The sequence below is a fragment of the Clostridium magnum DSM 2767 genome, assembly GCF_001623875.1.
In the GTDB taxonomy this organism is placed as follows: Bacteria; Bacillota; Clostridia; order Clostridiales; family Clostridiaceae; genus Clostridium_AM; species Clostridium_AM magnum.
Window position 1 is genome coordinate 85264 of the sequence record NZ_LWAE01000001.1, and the last position, 19480, is coordinate 104743.

Here is a 19480-nt window from a genome sequence, read left to right on the forward strand (position 1 = left end):
CTATATGTGTGATGTTGTATAGTTTCCATAGGCAAGTACTGTAATCAGTCTATTAAAACAGTAAGTGGAGTTTTAAATTTTAACACTTATATCATGACTTTTTTCTAAAGTAGAAAATCAAGCATTGAATCATGAATACGAAACTTACTACTGCAAATGCAGGATATAGAAATGTTATAAGTTTTACAAATCCAATTTGTGATATAGGTATTGCTATGAGAATAATTAAGACAATGGATTTTTTATATGAAATATTAAATAATTCTTCAAAGTTCTTACCAACGCTATATATATTAGAAACTTCAGTGGAGAACATTTCAAGCCAAATTATAGATAAAAGTAAAATTTGAATTGTATTACCAAATCTATTAGCTATATATAGGAGTGGAATTTGGTATTTAAAAATATAAGGTACATTTACCAATAATAGTAGGTTTATAATAAAAGATAGTATAGTAAGACCAATAGCGCCTATAGAGACTCCTAAAAGAAGATTTTTTTTATTCTTAACCTCTAGTGATAATGGTACAAGAACTCCACAACAACATAGCATATTAAATCCGCCATATATAAGCGAAGAAAAAAGCCAATTATTTTTATAATGAGGAATAGTTTTCAGGTAAGACATATTTATATTTTTATAAAAACATAAATATAGAATAAATATAGTAATTACAACAATAAATAATGAAGGAACAATTAAAGAATTTATTTCAATTAGCCCCTTCGTATCTCTAAAAAGGATAACGAGAGATATTAGTATCATAACAACAATTCCAAACCATTTAGATATACCAAAGTATTCATGAATCAGCGCCCCACTTCCAGCTAAAATTGTTGCAGAACTACCAATCAAAAAAGTAGTAGTTAGTAAGTTGGTAATCTTTCCTATAAAACCTGTGCTCACTAGAGAAATAAGACCATCATAGGAGTTTAGTTTATGTTTTATGCTAATATCTATAACTATAGCACCCATTGCTATGTAAATAAAGCAGCATATGAATAAACCTATAAAGCTTCTATATCCGTATGTAGTAAAAAATTGAGTTATTTCTTGTCCGGATGCAAGACCTGCGCCTACTACTGTTCCGATAAATACAGCACTTATTTGAAAAATCAAAATCAAATTATTTTTCAAAGATATTCCCTCCTTACAATTAGTTGAAATTTAAAAGAATATATCATCTTTGTATAAATATATAAGTGGAAAGTTAAAATAATGATTTATAAATTAAATTTTTATTTTAAGGGAAAACTAAAGAAAAAGTAAAATTATAAGAAATTCATCATAAATGGAGGGAAGCAAGATGAACAGAATGCATATAAGATGGGTAAGTAGGGGCGTAATAATATTATTAGTAATAATTACTTGTGGAATGTTATTAGCATGTGGGGCTAATAAAAAAGAAGAAAGTAAAGAAACAAGTGAAAGTTTTGATATGAAGGCAGCTACAAATGTAACGGATACCTATATGAAATATTTGACTAAGGAGGATATAGAAAATAGTAAGAAGTTTTACTCTAAGGATCTTTTAAAGAGTACTGTCTCTGAGAAGAATAACAATCTAAAAATTTTTGGATATAATTTAACTGATACTAGTGAGGTTGGAAAGTCAGGAGTTTTTAAGCTGAAAGTTGCAAGAGCAGATATTACTAAGCCATTTGCATCCTTAGATGAGTATTCTATTAAAATAGTAAAAGAGGAATCAGAATATAAAATAAGTGAAACAAATAATACTGTACAAAAAGAAGCTTTTATACAAGGAAATCAAATAAGGTTGAGAAATAAAAATAATGTAAACACAAATCTTATAATAGATATTGCTAGTATGCCTAATTATGCTTTTTCTAAGGATGACAAGACTAATATAGGTAAAATACAAGTACCTAAAACAAAGTTTTCGCTTATTAACTTTTCCTACGGTGGAGAAAACTTAGCGATAGCTACTGAAGACAAGGATTCTTATATTGCAATAGTAAAAATAGATGAATCATTAGCAGTACAGTCGGATAAAGGAGAGGATGATAAAGGTGGCGGCGGTGGTAGTAAAGAAAATCAAGGTGATAAAGCCAAAGAAAAACCAATTGGTAAGGAGATTACCTCTGTAGATTTATTAAAGGATTCTAAAGTAGAATTTATGACTTTTTCACCAGAAGAAAAAAATTTAACAGTACAATATACTAAGCCTGGTATTGGGCATTGTTTAAGAGTCTATAAGCTAGAAGGAGGAGACTTAATATCATTTAAGTTTGAAGAAAAGTATCCATTGGATAAAGTGGATATAACCTTCTCATCATATGACAAGGAAACTTTAAATTTCGATGTGGTACCGAAAAAATCAGGAGACAAGACTATAACAGATATTACAGGAAAATGGCAACTAAGTCTTAAGGATTTTAAGGCAAAGAAAATGTGATATAATATATAAGGCATCTTTGACTTGTTTTTTTCTTTCAGGTGCCTAAAAAACAATAAATGGAGAAGAATGATGCTGTGGGGAGATAAGAGATATTATAATTTAAATTATTTTTTAAGACAAAAGTTTGGGTGTAAGGTATTTAAAATATCATTGGATGCTGGATTTTCCTGTCCAAATAGAGATGGCACTATAAGTAAAGGTGGATGTATATTCTGTAGTGAAAGAGGATCAGGAGATTTCGCAGGTAATAGGTCTTTTTCTATAGAAGATCAATTTGTTCATATAAAAGAAATTATGAATAAAAAATGGAAAGAAGGGAAGTATATTGCATACTTTCAGGCGTATACTAATACTTATGCATCTATAGAAACTCTTAGAGAAAAATATGGAGAAGCTGTAAATCAAGATGGAGTTGTAGCATTAGCCATAGCAACTAGACCAGATTGTCTTGGTGAAGATGTATTAAAACTTTTAGAAGAGTTCAATAAGAAAGTTTATACATGGATGGAACTTGGGCTACAAACTTCAAATGAAGAAACAGCGCAGAAAATAAACAGAGGATATAGATTACAGGTATTTGAAAAGGCAGTAAAAGATTTAAGAAGCAGAAACATTGATGTGGTAGCTCATGTGATATTTGGATTACCAGGTGAGACAAAGGAGGATATGCTAGATACAGTAAGATATGTTACAAGTAAGGATATTCAAGGTGTAAAGTTTCATCTACTGCATTTAATGCAAAATACTCCTCTTGTGAAGTTTTATGATAGTGGCGAACTAAAATTTATGACTCAAAATGAATATATAGATATTATATGTTCTGCAATAGCAATGACTCCCTCCAATATAGTTATTCATAGGCTTACAGGAGATTCACCGAGAAATTTACTTATAGGTCCACAATGGAGTTTGAAGAAATGGGAAATTTTAAACTCTATAGATCTAGAACTTAAAGAAAGAAACTTATATCAAGGAATATATAGTAATGAAAAAGCAGTTTAATTTTATTAAACTGCTTAAACTACTTGGAATATATAAAATTTTAAGTAATAAGACTCATCAGAGTTCCAAAGTATTGGGTGATCTGATGATTGGGTTCTAAACTCTACCTGTCTTAGCATTCTTCTTGCATCTTTTGCAGCATCGGCAATAGTCTCTTTGAAAAGCTCAGGATTCATGAAGTGTGAGCAAGAACATGTAACTAAAAATCCGCCAGGTTTAACCATCTTTAAACCCCTTAAGTTAATTTCTTTATATCCTCTCACTGCACTATTTATTGTAGACCTAGACTTTGTAAATGCGGGGGGATCAAGTATTACTACATCATATTTTCTTCCTTCCTTCACCCATTGATGAAGTACATCAAAAGCGTTATGACATTCGAATTTAACTACATCAGAAATACCATTAAGCTCTGCGTTTCTTGTTGCCTCATCGACAGCGAGCTGAGATATATCAAGTCCAAGTACGCTTTTTGCTCCAGCTATTCCAGCGTTTAGAGCAAAAGAACCTGTATGAGTGAAGCAATCTAAAACATCAGCATTTTTACAAATTCTGTGTATTGCATGTCTGTTTTCTTTTTGGTCAAGGAAGAAGCCTGTTTTCTGACCATTCTCTATATCAACATTGTATTTAACACCATTTTCTGTAATTTGTACAATTGTATCAAAAGAATCTGTTAAGAAGCCTTTTGTTTGTTCCATTCCTTCAAGTTTACGTACTTTAACATCACTTCTTTCGTAAACGCCTTTTGCGGCAAAGTCCTCTTGTAATATCTTAACGATTATATCCTTGTATCTATCTATGCCAAGAGCAAGTGATTGTATAACATAATAATCCTCATATTTATCTATTATAAGCCCTGGAATGAAGTCTGCTTCGCCGAATAAAAATCTGCAACTAGAGGTATCAATAATTTTCTTTCTATATTCCCAGGCATTATATAACCTTTTTCTAAAGAAGTTTTCATCTATTTCTTCATCTATATCTCTTGTCATCATTCTTATTGTGATTTTTGAAACGTCATTTACATAACCTTTCCCTATAAAGCTTCCTTTAAAGTTATAAACTTCAACTATGTCTCCATTTTCATAAGTTCCGTCATAACCTTCTATTTCTGTAGTGTATATCCATGGATGTCCATTTTCTGCCTTTCGTCCCATACCTTTATATAAATAAAACTTACAAGCCATTAGTAATTTACCTCCCTGTTTTTGTTCCTTATGTAGTATACCACAAGTGAAAATTTAATAGTACATTTTATTTTTATCTTAAAATTCCTTTGACATAAGCCTTAAGTATAATTTAAACTATTTCTTGTATTAATCATTTTAGTATTTTGTACTTTAAATATTTAAGGGTTAAGGAGAAAATATATGAGCATACTTACAGTTAAAAATATAAGTCATGGTTTTGGAGATAGAGCGATATTTGAGGATGTGTCTTTCAGATTATTAAAAGGCGAGCATATTGGGCTTATAGGAGCAAATGGTGAAGGTAAATCAACATTTATGAACATAATAACAGGAAAATTAATGCCTGACGAAGGTAATGTTATATGGAGCAATAAAGTAAGGGTAGGCTATATGGACCAGCACGCAAAACTTGAAAAGGGAAAGTCCATAAGAGACGCATTAAGAGAGGCATTTCAATATCTATTTGATATGGAGATAGAGATGAATGAGCTTTACGGAAAAATGGGAGACATGAGTGAAGATGAAATGAATAAAGCTCTTGAAAGAACGGCTATCATTCAAGATATGTTGGATAATAATGGATTTTATATAATTGATGCTAAAATAGAAGAGGTTGCAGGGGGACTTGGACTTAAAGATGTAGGATTGGATAAGGATGTAACTGATCTAAGCGGCGGACAAAGAACAAAAGTTTTGTTAGCTAAGCTTTTATTAGAAACACCAGATATATTACTTTTAGATGAGCCTACAAACTATCTAGATGAAGTACACATAGAGTGGCTAAAAACTTATTTACAAAGCTACGAAAATGCATTCATACTAATATCCCATGATATACCATTTTTAAATAGTGTCATAAATGTAATTTATCATGTTGAGAATAGGGCACTTACAAGATATACTGGAGACTACGAAAACTTTAAGAGAGTTTATGATGCAAATAAAAAACAGTTAGAGGCGGCATACGAAAGGCAACAACAAGAAATTGCTAAATTGGAAGACTTTGTTGCGAGAAATAAAGCAAGAGTTGCAACTACGGGAATGGCTAGGGCGAGACAGAAGAAATTAGATAAGATGGATAAGATAGAACTTACGGCTGAAAAACCAAAGACAGAATTTAATTTTAAGACAGCTAGAACTTCCGGTAAACTAATATTTGAAACTAGAGATTTAGTTATCGGATATGATTCACCGCTTTCAAAGCCACTTAACTTAAATATGGAAAGAGGACAAAAGATAGCTCTAGTAGGTGCTAATGGTCTTGGAAAATCTACATTGTTAAAGAGTTTATTAGGACAAATTAAATCTATAAGTGGAGAAGTTGAGTTAGGAGACTATCAAGAAATAGGATACTTTGAGCAAGAAATAAAAGAGGTCAACTATAATTCTTGTATCGATGAAGTGTGGCAAGATTTCCCTGGATATACCCAATATGAAGTAAGATCAGCTTTAGCTAAATGTGGGTTAACAACTAAGCATATAGAAAGCTCAGTTTGTGTATTAAGTGGAGGAGAGCAGGCAAAGGTAAGGCTATGTAAGCTTATTAATAAAGAGACTAATATATTAATTCTAGACGAGCCTACTAACCACTTAGATGTAGATGCAAAAGATGACTTAAAGAGAGCATTAAAAGAATATAAGGGAAGTATTCTTTTAGTATGCCATGAACCAGAATTTTATAGAGATATAGTTACAGATATTTGGAATTGTGAAGAGTGGACAACTAAAATAGTGTAGCAAAAACAAGGTGACAGAAATACTAATGTATATTTCTTGTCACCTTTTTCATATTATTCATTAGAATTTTGTTCTAATATCATAAAGTCTTCTTTTACCCATCCTTTACTGTTGATTCTTTCTTCAGTTATTAGAGAAATTTCATACCATAATTGGTTATTAACATTTGCGCTATCCTCTACTTTTACCAATGTATCTTCCTGAAGAGAATTTAACACTGCTGAGTTATCAATAGGACATATTAGCAACTCACACCTCTTTTTTATGAAACCCTTAGTATTAGCTGGAAGGATGTATTCTACAGAAATCTTCTTGTCTCTCTCAGCTTTTGAGTTTTCCTTTAAACCGTTATTTTGATATTTAAGAAGGAGAATTTGCTTTCGTTGGGCTGCCATTTTATTTGTAAAATAATATGAGATACATACAGCAGCAATTATAATAATTAGAAATAAAAAGCATAGCATTAATATTCCTCCAAAAAGCTCTACAGTATTATTATATTCAGATTTATTAGAAAAACTGTCAATAATATAAAAAAACCTTAGTATGGAATTAAATTGAGATAATATAAATTAAAACTTTAATTGTCAGGGAATTAAATCTTGCCTAAGCCTTATTTTATTACGAAAGTTATACAGCCTCCGTTAATTCCATATAATGTGAAATATACATATCAGCCAAATTAATTATATCTTGTTTCTGGTACTCTGAATAAAGATCATGGACACCAATTACAAGCATATTAGCGGATTTAGCACCTTTAACAGCTGGTAATATATCCTCAAAAACTACACATTCTTCAGGTTTTAAATTTAACCTTTCAGCGGCTAGCAAATAGACATCGGGAAAATCCTTTCCTCTTGTTACTTCATCAGTAGTGGTTATGGAATCGAAAAAATCATAAATGCCATTTTTTTTAAGGGCTAGTTCCACCAGGACACTATAGTTACTTGTAGCTAGTCCAATTTTTATTTGTTTTGATTTTAATAGTGATAAAAATTCTTTAGCACCAGGTTTTAATTCTACATCATTCTTATAATAATTTACTGCCATGTTATTCCATTCGTTTTGAATCTCGTTTATGGTATCAGGAAGGTTAAATCTATTCTTAAAGTATTGAGCCACTTCCAAAAAGCTCATATGTTCAATTTCTTCCTTTAAGTTTTTAGGTAAATCTATATTTCTTTTCTTTAAGTATTCTTCATCAATTTTACTCCAAACCCACATGGAATCAATTAGAGTTCCATCCATATCGAAAATTGCACCTTTAATATTTTTAAGCATAATATCACCTCATTTTAGACCATTAATAAATTTAACACATGGCCTAATATTCACTTTTTAGTATAGCATCATAAAAAATGAATATAAAGTGAAACTTATTCCAAAGGATGAATATAACATTAAATAGCTTCATTATGTATAAAGAAAAAGATGTCTAGAACTAAGAAGTATCATAGCTTTAAACATCTTTAGATTATATATTTAAGATATTAGATAATTGTTATACAGAAAACCTAAAATTTTCTTTCAAATATTTCTATTTTACTTTCATCTTTAAAATCTTCTATGGAGTGAATGCCTAAGTTATCAAGTATTTTATTCATACAGGAGCTATCTACAGCTATCTTTATAGCTGAATTCTCGGCCAGTGTGTTTACATGCTCTGTTCCTTTGGCTCTTGAGATAACTGCCTTTGGACCTCCTACGCAGCCACCGATGCATCCCATTCCTTCTATAAAGTTAGCATCTACATTGCCATTTTGGGCCTTCTCTAAAATGGCTTTACACTCTTTTACACCATTTGCCTGAACTGTTTTAATTAAATCATGTTTTTCAGGAAATAGTTTTTCTATTGCCTCGCTTACAGCTATAGAGACACCTCCAGTACGAGCATAAAGTCGGCCTCCCCTGGAAGCATATTCTGTAGACGAATCACTCTCCAATTCTATGGGGTTTATATTAAGGGCTTCGAAAATATCCTTTAACTCTGCAAAAGTAAGTACAAAGTCTATATCACCTATGAGATCTTTTTCTTTTGCTTCTGCTTTTTTAGCGATACAAGGCCCAATAAAAACAACTTTACAATCATTATTCAATTTTTTCATTACTCTGCCAGCAGCAATCATCGGAGATACTGAAGGCGAAACATATCTAACCATGTCTTCATAGACCCTTTTAAGCATACCTACCCACATAGGACAACAGCAGGAAGTTATCATTAAATCATCTTTTTTCTTTACGAAGTGATCAAACTCAACAGCCTCTTTTAATGTGAGCATATCTGCAAAAAAAGCAACCTCTACCATATCTGTAAAACCTATTTTCTTGAAGGCTGACCTTAATTGTTCAATAGTAACGTTATCTCCAAATTGACCAATTATAGCAGGAGCAACTGCAGCTATTACAGGATGGTCACCTTTTATTAGGTCTAAAAGGGGAATAAATTCGACTCTATCTAGAATTCCACCAGATGGACATGCCTCCACACAAAATCCGCAATCTGTACACTTTTCACTGTTAATTACGCTGGTTTTCTTTTCTTTATCTATAAAAATAGCATTAAAAGGACAAGATTTTTGGCATAGAGTTTCACCATGAATATCAGCACAATCCATAGAACAATGCTTTATTTTATTAACGACCTTATGATTTGCTTCATATGATTTTATTCCTTGATTTAGATCCTCTATAAAATTTTCACTATAGGTTATGCCTATACCACAAAGTGAAGATATAACCTTACATAAATCAGCTTTGTCTATTTCATCTTGTGATAGAATTTCAGATACTATTTCTTCTAACCTATCTTCATAGTATGCTTTTACTATGTTTTTAAATAATTCGCTGTACTTTTGTTTCATAATAACAACTCCTTGTAAATCTTAAGTTTAAATATAACATATATTATACTATTATATTGTGTAAAGTAATTTATTAAAAAACAATAAATATTTTAAAGAATTAATTATTATAGAAATGTAAAAACAGCTGACGCACTTTGTGATTTGTCAGCTATTTTTTAAGATTAAATCATTCCTTACTTTTGTTATCGCCTACACCCCGTGTAGGAACTGTAGACATAACAAAACCTACAAGTACAGATACTAGGGCAGGTGCAATTATATTGATATAAGCTATAAACCATGTTTTATAAAGTACAAAAGCAGTTAGACCAGTTATAGTTATGGTAGCTATGAACGTGTAAATTACAAATTTTGCGAAAGAACCGAAAAACTTTTCATAAAGCCTATGTCTAGTAGGGCCACTGATTATTTTTCGAAATAAAAAATAGGACATAAAGATTAAAACTATATCTACTAAAGCGGATACTAAAAAATTTTTCATAATAAAAACACCTCCAACAGGTTATCAATCATATTATTGCCATATTGGAGATGTTTTACGCATATTTATGGTTTTCTAATTATTTTCTTTAAGATACATTTCTCCTATTTTATATACATCACCAGCACCTACAGTTAAAAAGATATCTCCATCTTCTAAGTTTTCATTTAAATAAGAAACAGCTTCATTAAAGTCATGAAAATTAGAACATTTAAGTCCTCTTTCCCTAATTTTATCACCTAGCATAGTAGAATTTACAATACCTGTATCTTGTTCCCTTGCAGCATATATGTCTGCAAGAAGAATCTCATCCGCATCATCAAAAGCTTCAACAAATTCATTGAACAAACTTATTGTTCTTGAATAAGTATGTGGTTGAAAAACGCAGAATATTTTTCTATGTGGATAATTTTTGGTCGCACTTAAAGTAGCTTTAATTTCTGTTGGGTGATGTGCATAATCATCTATAACAGTAACATTATTTTTTACACCTTTTAATTCAAATCTTCTATGGGTGCCTTTAAAGTTTTTTAAACCTTCAACTATCTTATCCTTTGGAACATTAAGGCTTATTCCAGTACATATACTCGCCAAGGCATTTAAGAGATTATGTTTGCCGGGAACGTTTAGTTGTACGGACATAATCTTTTCATTTTCATTATATGCATCAAAACTAGCGCAGCCTTTTTCGTTGAAGGATATATTCTGGGCAGTAATATTCCCAGTGTTTATACCGTAGGTTAAAATATTGCATTTTGCTTCAGAAATTATTTTATCCATTTTTTCATCTTCGGCAAAGCATACTAGATATCCGTCTTCAGGAATAAGCTTTGTAAAATTTATAAATGCATCTTGAATCTCATTAATGTCTTTATAATAATCTAAATGATCAGCATCTATATTTAATATTACACCTACATAAGGAAAAAACTTTAGAAAAGAGCCTTTGTATTCACAGGCTTCTGTTATAAAATAATCACTGTTTCCAGGACGCACATTGCCATTTATAATATCTAGCTGTCCTCCTACAAGTATAGTAGGGTCCAGGCTTGCATCTAAGCATATATGAGATATCATAGAAGTGGTAGTAGTTTTACCATGTGTTCCTGCTACTGCAACATTGTATTTATGGCCTTTCATTATATATCCTAAAAATTCCGCTCTAGTCATAGTTGGTATGTTCAACTCTTTAGTTCTTAATAGTTCAGGATTCTCGTCAGATATAGCGGCAGTATAGATAACTAAATCTATATCATTTGTGATATTATCTTTTGATTGACCTATATTTATTTGAACGCCTTTAGCGGCTAATCTATCTGTTATGGACGATGAGTTCATATCAGAACCAGACACTTTAAAGTTTCTTTCTATTAAAATTTCAGCTAGACCGCTCATGCTTATGCCGCCTATGCCTATAAAATATACCTTTTTATCTTTATCCATTATAAAATCAAATGACAATAAAATCAGCTCCTTAAAATAATTAACTTCATTTAATAATTATATACAAAAATAAGGCAAAAAAACACAATTAATTATATTATTTTAAATTCTATTTTTGGCAAAAATATTAAAGAAGTCATAAGTATAATAAAGTATTGATTATATACTTGTTTTAGAATAGAATATGAATGATAAGATATGAATTTTTTTAATTATTCGTAAAAATTAGTATAGATAGGTGATTGAATGGAAAAGTTAAGTAGAAATCAGAGGATAGCAGCTATAACCAAAATTCTGACGGAAAGTCCTAATAAGGTAATAAATTTAAATACTTTTACAGAACTGTTTAATGCTGCAAAATCTACAGTGAGTGAAGATTTAGTTGTAGTTAAGGATATTTTAAATAAACTTTCTATGGGAAGAGTTGAGACAATATCAGGTGCAGCAGGCGGAGTAAAGTATGTATGTGGGTTATCTTTAGAAAAAAGTAAGGAATTTGCTGAAAAACTATGTATTATTTTGAAAAATAGTGAAAGAATAATACCAGGGAATTTTTTATATATGACAGATATAATGTTTAATCCCCAGATAATAAATACAGCAGGAGTTATAATTGCATCAGCCTTTAATGATAAAAATGTGGATTATGTAGTTACAGTTGAAACCAAGGGGATACCATTGGCTTATGAAGTAGCTAAAATGCTTGGAGTTCAACTTGTGGTAGTAAGAAGAGAGACAAAAGTTACAGAGGGGTCTACTTTAAGTATTAATTATGTTTCAGGCTCTAGTGGAAGAATTCAAAATATGTCACTATCAAAGAAAGCTATGAATAAAGGAAGCAGGTGCATATTTGTAGATGACTTTATGAAGGCAGGTGGAACTGCCATGGGTATAATTGATTTACTAAAAGAGTTTGAAAGTGAGCTTTTAGGAATAGGGGTACTAATTGATAATGTAGAAATTCCTAAAAAGTTAGTACATGATTATGTATCAATTGTAGACTTTAAAGGTATCGATGAAAAGGGTAATGCTCTATTATTTCCTTCAAAAATATTCAAATAATAAAATTTTCGAAAAATTTAATATTTTTTAGTAAAATAAGAAGGAAAAATATAACTTACAGAGAATAATATATACATAAGCATCTTGGAGGTGGATTTTATATGGAAATTACAGACGTTAGAGTGAGAAAGATTGCCGCTGAGGGTAAAATGAAAGCTATTGTTTCAGTAACCTTTGATAATGAATTTGTAGTTCACGATATAAAGGTTATAGAAGGTCAAAATGGGCTTTTTATAGCGATGCCAAGTAGAAAAACTCCTGATGGAGAATTTAAGGACATTGCACACCCAATTAATACTCAAACAAGAGAAAAGATTCAACAGGCAATTTTAGGAGAATATGAAAAAGTAAAAAATGAAGAAACTGTTTCCGAAGAAGATAGTCAAGAATAATAAAAAGGAGTAAATTTACTCCTTTTTATTATTTTACGAATAAAAATTCACTATGAGGTTGAAAATATTTTTCATATAAAATATAATATTAAGGGATGTTTTTATAATATAAGATGGAAAAATGTAATTTTATGGCCATAAAGAGGTGTTATAATGTATAATTGTGCTATAATATTGGCAGCTGGTGAAGGAAAAAGGATGAAATCTTCAACTCCTAAGATACTTCATAAAGTATGCGGAAGAGAAATGGTAAATATAGTAATCGACGTTATAAAGAAAGCAGAAATAAATGATATAAATGTAATTATCGGAAGAGGAGCAGATGCGGTAAAAGAAGCTACAAAAGAAAGAGAAGTTACTTACTCTTTGCAAGACAAACAGCTAGGAACTGGTCATGCTGTTATGTGTGCAAGGGAGTTTCTAGATGGGAAAAAAGGGACAGTAGCGATATTTACAGGAGATGCTCCTTTAATTACGGAAGAAACAGTAAAAAAACTTCTTAGCTTCCATGAAGAAGGTAATTATAAAGCTACTATATTAACTTCCATAGTAGACAGTCCCTCAGGATATGGAAGGGTAATAAGAGAAAAGGGTGAAGAAGTACTAAAGATAGTAGAACATAAAGATTGCACAGAAGATGAATTAAAAGTAAATGAAATAAATGCAGGTATGTATTGTTTTGACATTGAGAATTTACTTAAAAGTTTAGATAAACTAGATAACAATAATGCTCAACGCGAATATTATTTAACAGATGTTATAGGAATTCTAAAAAGTAATGGTGAAAAAGTAGGAGCGTTACCTATACCTTTTGAAGAAACGATGGGAGTAAACTCAAGAGTTCAGCTTGCAGAAGCGGAAAAGGTTATGAGAAAAAGAATAAACCTAAATCATATGGAAAACGGAGTTACTCTAATAGACTCTGAAAATACATATATAGAAATAGATGTTGAAATAAATAACGACACCGTTATATATCCAAGCAATGTAATTCAAGGTAAAACAATCATTGGAGAAGGGTGTATAATATATCCTAACTCTAGGATAAAAGATAGTATAATTGGAAAAAATGTTTCAATTCAAAGTTCCACAATATTAGAAAGCACAGTAGGTGAGAATACAACAGTTGGACCATTTGCATATATAAGACCAGAAAGTGTTATTGGGAAGTCTGCTAGAATAGGAGATTTTGTTGAAATAAAAAAATCTACTATAGGAGATAATACTAAAGTTTCACATCTAACTTATATTGGAGATGCAGAAATCGGAACTGGATGTAATTTTGGCTGCGGTACAGTTGTAGTTAACTATGATGGAAAAGATAAGCATAAAACTATAATTGGAAATAATGCATTTATAGGTTGCAATACTAATTTAGTAGCTCCAGTTGAAGTAAAAGAGGATGCTTATATAGCAGCAGGGTCAACTATAACAGAAGAGGTTCCAAAGGGAGCATTAGCTATTGGCAGAGCAAAGCAAGTAAATAAAGTGGGCTGGGTAGAAAAAAAAGGATTAAATAAATAAAATTTTAGGAGGATTATATAATGATAACCCATGGGAAAAATATTAAAATTTTTGCAGGTAATTCACATCCGGATTTAGCTAAGGACATTGCCAGTATATTAGGAATGTCTGTCGGAGACTCAAAGGTTTCTACATTTAGCGATGGTGAAATATCCGTTGATGTTAACGAAACTGTAAGAGGAACAGATGTATTTTTAGTTCAATCTACAAACAATCCGGTAAATGATAACCTAATGGAACTTTTAATTATGATTGATGCTTTTAAAAGAGCTTCAGCAGGAAGAATTACAGCGGTAATGCCTTATTATGGATATGCTAGACAAGACAGAAAGGCAAAAGCTAGAGATCCAATTACAGCAAAGCTTGTTGCAGATATATTAACTGCAGCTGGTGCAGATAGAGTTTTAACAATGGATTTACATGCAGCGCAAATTCAAGGATACTTTAATATACCAGTAGACCATTTACTTGGAGCGCCAATTCTTGCAAAGTACTTTATACAAAAAGGATTTGGGGAGAGAGAAGATGTTGTAGTTGTTTCACCAGACCTAGGTAGTGTAACAAGAGCTAGAAAGTTCGCTGATAAGCTACATGCTCCAATAGCTATTATTGATAAGAGAAGACCAAAGGCAAATGTATCGGAAATAATGAATATTATTGGAGATATTCAGGATAAAACAGTTATCTTAGTTGATGATATGATAGATACAGCAGGAACGATAACAAATGGAGCTAATGCATTAGTAAAAATGGGAGCAAAAGAAGTATATGCTTGCTGTACTCATGCTGTTTTATCAGGTCCAGCTATAGACAGAATAAAAGAATCAGCTATAAAAGAATTAGTAATGTTAAATACAATAAATTTAACAGAAGATAAAATGATGGATAAGTTCAAGGTATTATCTGTAGCACCTGTTTTTGCGGAGGCTATAAAGAGAATATACGAAGATAATCCTGTTAGTAAGTTATTTGAAGACTAATAGAAATTAAAAAAAGTATATGTCAAAACAGAAAAATATAATTTAATTAAATATAAAAAAATCACTATCGTAATTTATTGATATTCAGTAAATATTGATAGTGATTTTTTATATTATTTAAAACATAGTTAATTATTTGTAACTTTTTAAGGATATACTATTAGAAGATATTAAATATGTGATAAATTATATATAAGTGCTTGTTTATAAAGCAGAAATAGTTGCTATGAAAGGAGAATGGGAAAATGGAAGGTTCAATAGGAAAAATTCTAATTGTAGATGATGATGAAAATATATGTGAAGTAATAAAAATGTATGTTGAAAGCTCTGGTTACAATACGAAGGTATGTCACAATGGTAGGGAGGCACAGGATGTCTTTTTAGAGTATAGGCCAGACTTGGTTTTACTAGACATAATGCTTCCTAATATTGACGGTATAGATGTGCTTAAGTGGATAAGAAAGGATTATGAAACACCAGTTATTATGTTAACTGCGAAAGGTGAGACTTTTGATAAGGTTTTAGGACTTGAGCTTGGAGCCGATGATTATATAGTTAAACCTTTTGAACCTAAAGAAATGCTTGCAAGAATGAAGGCTGTCTTAAGAAGATATAATATTGATAATGAAAATAAGGAAGTTTTAAAGTTTGAACAATTGACTATAGATATAAATTCATACACAGTACTTTACAAAGACGAAGAGATAAAAATGCCTCCAAAAGAATTTGAACTTTTGTATTATTTAGCAGGTAATAAAAATAGAGTTTTTACAAGGGAACAGCTGTTATGTGAAGTTTGGGGATATGATTATCCGGGAGATTCCAGAACTGTAGATGTACATGTAAAAAGACTTAGAGAAAAGTTACAGGGAGGCCCTAATTGGCAAATAGAAACAGTATGGGGAGTAGGATATAAATTTGAGGTGAAATAAATGAGAAAAGGTTTGTTTTCCAAGTTAGTTTTCACTTTTACTGTAATTATTGCTATAAGTTTTGTTATGACGGCGGCTTTCTTATCTTACTGGTTTGAAAGTTACTATTTTGACCAAAGGAAAAGTCAATTAGAAACAGAGGCTCAGCTCATTGGACCTACAGCAATACAATATTTACAAGGAAATGTTTCAATAGATAGAATAAATGAAATATTAACCTATGTGGGAAACTATTCATCTGCAGATATATGGCTTACCGACAGCTATGGATATGTATATGCGGTGTCTGATAGTGGGCATAAAAATCTTATTGGCACACAAATTCTTACTAAGGAGTTAGAGGAGTTGCGTATTGGACATACCGTTGAGAAAAAAGGTGTATTTGGAAACATGTTTAAGATTCCTGTTCATACTTTTGAAATACCTATATACTCTAGGGGTATTTTTAATGGTGCTATAATGATGCATACCTCTATCGATGAATTGAGGGGGGCATTAAAAAAGGTCTATGAGATAATATGGATTTCAGCAGTATTTGCCATTATCGTTTCCTGTATTGTAATATACTATATATCTCAGAGAATAATAATAAGACCTCTGGCAAAAATTAATTATGTAGCAGACAAGATATCTAAAGGAGAAGTAGAGAAAAGAGTAAGCATAAAATCTAAGGATGAAATAGGAACACTGGCTAAATCATTTAACTCTATGGCAGATTCTCTAGAAGAAGTAGAGAAGAATAGAAGAGAATTTATATCAAATGTATCTCATGAAATAAGATCACCAATAACCTCCATAAAAGGATTTATAGGAGGTATATTAGATGGAGTTATTCCAAAGGAAAAAGAAAACTATTATTTATCAGTTGCCTATGAAGAGATTCAAAGACTTACAAGGTTAGTAAATGATCTATTAGATTTATCAGCTATAGAGGCTGGACAATTTAAACTTAGAATTGAAGAAATTGATATTAATGAAATTATAAGAATTTGTGTAATAAAATTTGAAACAAAAATAAAAGAAAAAAAACTGAAGGTAGATGTGCTTATGCATGAGGATAGGCTTTATGTAGCTGCGGATAGAGATAGACTTACACAGGTAGTTACAAATCTTATAGATAATGCTATAAAGTATGGAGCAGAAGAAGGAAATGTAAGAATCTGCACTAGATCTAAAGGAGATAAAGCTTTAATATCTGTATTTAATGATGGACCTTGCATACCTAAAGAAGATTTAAAACACATATGGAATAGATTCTATAAGGCTGATAAATCTAGAACTTCTAAAATGAGTACCGGACTTGGATTATCAATAGTTAGAAGCATACTTACTCAGCTTGGAGAAGATATATGGATCGAAAATAAGGAGAATCAAGGGGTGACATTTACTTTTACTCTTAAGAAGGTTTAAAGATTATTATGGTTTATTAATATTTATTTTGAGAAGAAATTTTTATGATATCTCTAAAAATGATAGATTATGAGGTGCAAGTAAATGGATGATAATAAACTTGGTGAAGTTAAAGATGTCAAGTGGAAAAATATAGATGGAGGGGAGGGGAAAATAAAGTTTAGAAACAGGAAAAACAGAGGTAAATTAAGAAATTTTATTAAAGGAATCGCTTTTATAATAATAGCCGCAGTTTCTGGTGGAATATCAGGGGCTTATGTAATAGACAAAAAGTATTCTAATAAAGCTTATACACCCAATAATCAATCTTTAATTGAATCTAAGGAAGAGGGAAGTCAAACAAGAACAGGTGATATAACTAAAAATGCAATTACAAAAGTTGCAGAAACAGTAGGGCCAGCAGTTGTAGGGATAAGCAATAGATCAGAAGGTTTTTTTGGCTCACAGGATATAGGAAGTGGTTCAGGAATAATATTTGACTCCAATGGTTATATAGCTACTAATAATCACGTGATAGAGGGAGCAGCTAAGGTTACAGTAAAGCTTTCCAGTGGGAAAACCTTAGATGCAACCATTGTAGGATCTGATCCTAGGTCTGATTTAGCTGTTATTAAAGTGGATGCACAGAATTTGCCTACAGCTAAATTTGGAGACTCTTCTAAAGTGAAGGTTGGTGACACAGCTATAGCAATAGGAAATCCATTGGGTGAGGAATTTGCTGGTTCAGTTACATCTGGTATAGTAAGTGCATTAAATAGAAGAATACAATATGGTGGAACTATATATAAAGTTCTTCAAACAGATGCAGCTATCAACCCTGGTAATAGCGGAGGACCACTCTGTAATGAGTTAGGGGAAGTTATTGGCATAAATAGCTTAAAGATTGGAACAGAACAAAATGCTGAAGGAATGGGATTTGCCATATCTATAAATGAGGCAAAGAGTATAATAAAATCTCTTATGGACTATGGAAAAGTATCAAGACCTTTTTTAGGTATATATGGGCAGAGTGTAGTTTCGGAAAAAAATAATATTCAGGGAGTTTATATAAGAGAAGTGATAGCAGGTAGTGGGGCTGCAGCAGCAGGAGTTAAACCTACAGATATAATTCTAGAGTTAGATAAAAAGAAAGTGACTAAATTTGAGGATTTATCAGACATTTTAGATAAGCATAAAATTGGAGATTCTGTGGTCTGTAAGATATGGAGAAGCGGAAAAACCATGGAGATAAATATAACTCTTTCAGAAGTGAAAGAAAAAAATAGATAAAGAGACTTTGAGGTCTCTTTATTATTTATGTCTTTTAGTATAATATATATTTAGTGAATAGCTAACAAATTGAATAAGATAAATTTTCAAATTTAGTACTGCTTATGTTACTAGCTGTATAGAAGACAATGTAAGTGGTAGTTATTAGTCATGGAATAAAGTAATAGTTGGGAGTGAGGAAATGTTTTTAGTAGTTGGTTTAGGAAATATAGGTAAACAATATGAACATACTAGACATAATGTTGGCTTTGATATTATAGATTTAATAGGAGATAGGTATAATATACCCATTAGCAGGGAAAAATTTAAAGGTATGTATGGAGAAGGAAACATAAGTGGTAAAAAAGTAACTCTATTGAAACCGAGCACTTATATGAATCTTAGTGGTGAGAGTGTAAGGGAGGTTACTAATTTCTACAAAATAAAAAATGAAAATATAATAGTAGTATATGATGATATAAGCTTAGATGTTGGAAGGCTTCGAATAAGATCACAAGGAAGTGCAGGTGGGCATAATGGAATAAAAAACATTATAGCTAATTTAGGCACGGATATTTTTTCGCGTATTAAAATAGGAGTAGGACAGCCTAAGGGAGAATTAGTATCTCATGTTTTGGGCAAGTTTTCCGCAGATGATTCTGAAAAGCTAAAGGAAGTTTTTAAAGCTGGAGTGGATGCAGTAGAAAATATTATAAGTACTGGAATAATAGAGTCTATGAATAGATTTAATGGTTTTAAAATATAAAGATGTAAATTGATAGGGTGGTT

Annotated in this window: 18 protein-coding genes; 11 read left to right on the plus strand and 7 right to left on the minus strand. The window is 31.2% G+C overall.

Annotation, left to right across the window (positions count from 1 at the left end; translation table 11 throughout):
- Positions 1-91: 91 nt before the first annotated feature.
- Entirely contained in the window at positions 92-1138 is a 1047-nt protein-coding gene (locus tag CLMAG_RS00510; protein WP_066616441.1) for a YkvI family membrane protein, read from the minus strand.
- A 169-nt stretch (positions 1139-1307) separates the two neighbouring features.
- Here CLMAG_RS00510 and CLMAG_RS00515 point away from each other — a divergent pair, with 169 nt between their 5' ends.
- Together CLMAG_RS00515 and mnmL are read left to right on the plus strand one after the other, a co-directional pair.
- Positions 1308-2417 carry a hypothetical protein gene (locus tag CLMAG_RS00515; RefSeq protein WP_066616443.1) on the plus strand — a complete coding sequence of 370 codons (1110 nt, stop codon included), beginning with the start codon at positions 1308-1310 and terminating at the stop codon, positions 2415-2417.
- A gap of 72 nt (positions 2418-2489) precedes the next feature.
- The gene (gene mnmL / locus CLMAG_RS00520) at positions 2490-3422 is read left to right on the plus strand and encodes a tRNA modification radical SAM protein MnmL/YtqA (protein ID WP_066616446.1); all 933 of its coding nucleotides are present in this window, start codon (positions 2490-2492) and stop codon (positions 3420-3422) included.
- Positions 3423-3436: 14 nt separating this feature from the next.
- On the opposite strand, the gene CLMAG_RS00525 is transcribed toward mnmL, so the two are convergent.
- Positions 3437-4612: a class I SAM-dependent rRNA methyltransferase gene (locus CLMAG_RS00525; RefSeq protein ID WP_066616448.1), complete on the minus strand. Its 1176-nt coding sequence runs from the start codon at positions 4610-4612 to the stop codon at positions 3437-3439.
- Positions 4613-4795: 183 nt separating this feature from the next.
- Between CLMAG_RS00525 and CLMAG_RS00530 the strand changes: the two genes are divergently transcribed.
- Positions 4796-6352 carry an ABC-F family ATP-binding cassette domain-containing protein gene (locus CLMAG_RS00530; RefSeq protein ID WP_066616451.1) on the plus strand — a complete coding sequence of 519 codons (1557 nt, stop codon included), beginning with the start codon at positions 4796-4798 and terminating at the stop codon, positions 6350-6352.
- Between the two features lie 53 nt (positions 6353-6405).
- On the opposite strand, the gene CLMAG_RS00535 is transcribed toward CLMAG_RS00530, so the two are convergent.
- From CLMAG_RS00535 to murC, 5 genes are all read right to left on the minus strand, one after another.
- Positions 6406-6816 carry a hypothetical protein gene (locus CLMAG_RS00535; protein WP_066616453.1) on the minus strand — a complete coding sequence of 137 codons (411 nt, stop codon included), beginning with the start codon at positions 6814-6816 and terminating at the stop codon, positions 6406-6408.
- A gap of 166 nt (positions 6817-6982) precedes the next feature.
- On the minus strand, positions 6983-7636 hold the full coding sequence (locus CLMAG_RS00540) for an HAD family hydrolase (RefSeq protein ID WP_066616455.1): 654 nt from the start codon (positions 7634-7636) through the stop codon (positions 6983-6985).
- A gap of 233 nt (positions 7637-7869) precedes the next feature.
- Entirely contained in the window at positions 7870-9216 is a 1347-nt protein-coding gene (locus tag CLMAG_RS00545) for a [Fe-Fe] hydrogenase large subunit C-terminal domain-containing protein (RefSeq protein ID WP_066616461.1), read from the minus strand.
- 169 nt (positions 9217-9385) lie between these two features.
- The gene (locus tag CLMAG_RS00550; protein WP_066616463.1) at positions 9386-9700 is read right to left on the minus strand and encodes a hypothetical protein; all 315 of its coding nucleotides are present in this window, start codon (positions 9698-9700) and stop codon (positions 9386-9388) included.
- A 75-nt stretch (positions 9701-9775) separates the two neighbouring features.
- Positions 9776-11161: a UDP-N-acetylmuramate--L-alanine ligase gene (gene murC, locus CLMAG_RS00555; protein ID WP_066616466.1), complete on the minus strand. Its 1386-nt coding sequence runs from the start codon at positions 11159-11161 to the stop codon at positions 9776-9778.
- Between the two features lie 228 nt (positions 11162-11389).
- Between murC and purR the strand changes: the two genes are divergently transcribed.
- From purR to pth, 8 genes are all read left to right on the plus strand, one after another.
- The gene (gene purR / locus CLMAG_RS00560; protein ID WP_066616470.1) at positions 11390-12205 is read left to right on the plus strand and encodes a pur operon repressor; all 816 of its coding nucleotides are present in this window, start codon (positions 11390-11392) and stop codon (positions 12203-12205) included.
- A 101-nt stretch (positions 12206-12306) separates the two neighbouring features.
- On the plus strand, positions 12307-12597 hold the full coding sequence (gene spoVG, locus CLMAG_RS00565) for a septation regulator SpoVG (protein ID WP_066616473.1): 291 nt from the start codon (positions 12307-12309) through the stop codon (positions 12595-12597).
- A gap of 153 nt (positions 12598-12750) precedes the next feature.
- Positions 12751-14121, plus strand: coding sequence for a bifunctional UDP-N-acetylglucosamine diphosphorylase/glucosamine-1-phosphate N-acetyltransferase GlmU (gene glmU / locus CLMAG_RS00570; RefSeq protein WP_066616479.1), 1371 nt, complete (start codon positions 12751-12753; stop codon positions 14119-14121).
- Positions 14122-14141: 20 nt separating this feature from the next.
- Positions 14142-15101 carry a ribose-phosphate diphosphokinase gene (locus tag CLMAG_RS00575; RefSeq protein WP_066616481.1) on the plus strand — a complete coding sequence of 320 codons (960 nt, stop codon included), beginning with the start codon at positions 14142-14144 and terminating at the stop codon, positions 15099-15101.
- Positions 15102-15346: 245 nt separating this feature from the next.
- Positions 15347-16033: a response regulator transcription factor gene (locus CLMAG_RS00580; RefSeq protein ID WP_066616483.1), complete on the plus strand. Its 687-nt coding sequence runs from the start codon at positions 15347-15349 to the stop codon at positions 16031-16033.
- Positions 16034-17443, plus strand: coding sequence for a sensor histidine kinase (locus tag CLMAG_RS00585; protein WP_066616486.1), 1410 nt, complete (start codon positions 16034-16036; stop codon positions 17441-17443).
- Positions 17444-17527: 84 nt separating this feature from the next.
- Positions 17528-18712, plus strand: a complete 1185-nt coding sequence (locus CLMAG_RS00590; protein WP_066616489.1) for a S1C family serine protease — start codon at positions 17528-17530, stop codon at positions 18710-18712.
- Positions 18713-18893: 181 nt separating this feature from the next.
- Positions 18894-19457 (plus strand): aminoacyl-tRNA hydrolase, encoded by a 564-nt coding sequence (gene pth, locus CLMAG_RS00595; RefSeq protein WP_066616492.1) that lies wholly within the window; start codon positions 18894-18896, stop codon positions 19455-19457.
- The last annotated feature ends 23 nt before the right edge of the window (positions 19458-19480 follow it).

What these genes read in the sequence shown, in the direction of transcription:
- glmU (WP_066616479.1), top strand. Translation starts at nt 12,751, where the DNA reads ATGTATAATTGTGCTATAATATTGGCAGCTGGTGAAGGAAAAAGGATG.
- CLMAG_RS00580 (WP_066616483.1), top strand. Translation starts at nt 15,347, where the DNA reads ATGGAAGGTTCAATAGGAAAAATTCTAATTGTAGATGATGATGAAAAT.
- CLMAG_RS00525 (WP_066616448.1), bottom strand. Translation starts at nt 4,612, where the DNA reads ATGGCTTGTAAGTTTTATTTATATAAAGGTATGGGACGAAAGGCAGAA.
- CLMAG_RS00575 (WP_066616481.1), top strand. Translation starts at nt 14,142, where the DNA reads ATGATAACCCATGGGAAAAATATTAAAATTTTTGCAGGTAATTCACAT.
- spoVG (WP_066616473.1), top strand. Translation starts at nt 12,307, where the DNA reads ATGGAAATTACAGACGTTAGAGTGAGAAAGATTGCCGCTGAGGGTAAA.
- CLMAG_RS00545 (WP_066616461.1), bottom strand. Translation starts at nt 9,216, where the DNA reads ATGAAACAAAAGTACAGCGAATTATTTAAAAACATAGTAAAAGCATAC.
- CLMAG_RS00530 (WP_066616451.1), top strand. Translation starts at nt 4,796, where the DNA reads ATGAGCATACTTACAGTTAAAAATATAAGTCATGGTTTTGGAGATAGA.
- CLMAG_RS00590 (WP_066616489.1), top strand. Translation starts at nt 17,528, where the DNA reads ATGGATGATAATAAACTTGGTGAAGTTAAAGATGTCAAGTGGAAAAAT.
- CLMAG_RS00585 (WP_066616486.1), top strand. Translation starts at nt 16,034, where the DNA reads ATGAGAAAAGGTTTGTTTTCCAAGTTAGTTTTCACTTTTACTGTAATT.
- CLMAG_RS00515 (WP_066616443.1), top strand. Translation starts at nt 1,308, where the DNA reads ATGAACAGAATGCATATAAGATGGGTAAGTAGGGGCGTAATAATATTA.
- CLMAG_RS00535 (WP_066616453.1), bottom strand. Translation starts at nt 6,816, where the DNA reads ATGCTATGCTTTTTATTTCTAATTATTATAATTGCTGCTGTATGTATC.
- CLMAG_RS00540 (WP_066616455.1), bottom strand. Translation starts at nt 7,636, where the DNA reads ATGCTTAAAAATATTAAAGGTGCAATTTTCGATATGGATGGAACTCTA.
- pth (WP_066616492.1), top strand. Translation starts at nt 18,894, where the DNA reads ATGTTTTTAGTAGTTGGTTTAGGAAATATAGGTAAACAATATGAACAT.
- purR (WP_066616470.1), top strand. Translation starts at nt 11,390, where the DNA reads ATGGAAAAGTTAAGTAGAAATCAGAGGATAGCAGCTATAACCAAAATT.
- mnmL (WP_066616446.1), top strand. Translation starts at nt 2,490, where the DNA reads ATGCTGTGGGGAGATAAGAGATATTATAATTTAAATTATTTTTTAAGA.
- CLMAG_RS00550 (WP_066616463.1), bottom strand. Translation starts at nt 9,700, where the DNA reads ATGAAAAATTTTTTAGTATCCGCTTTAGTAGATATAGTTTTAATCTTT.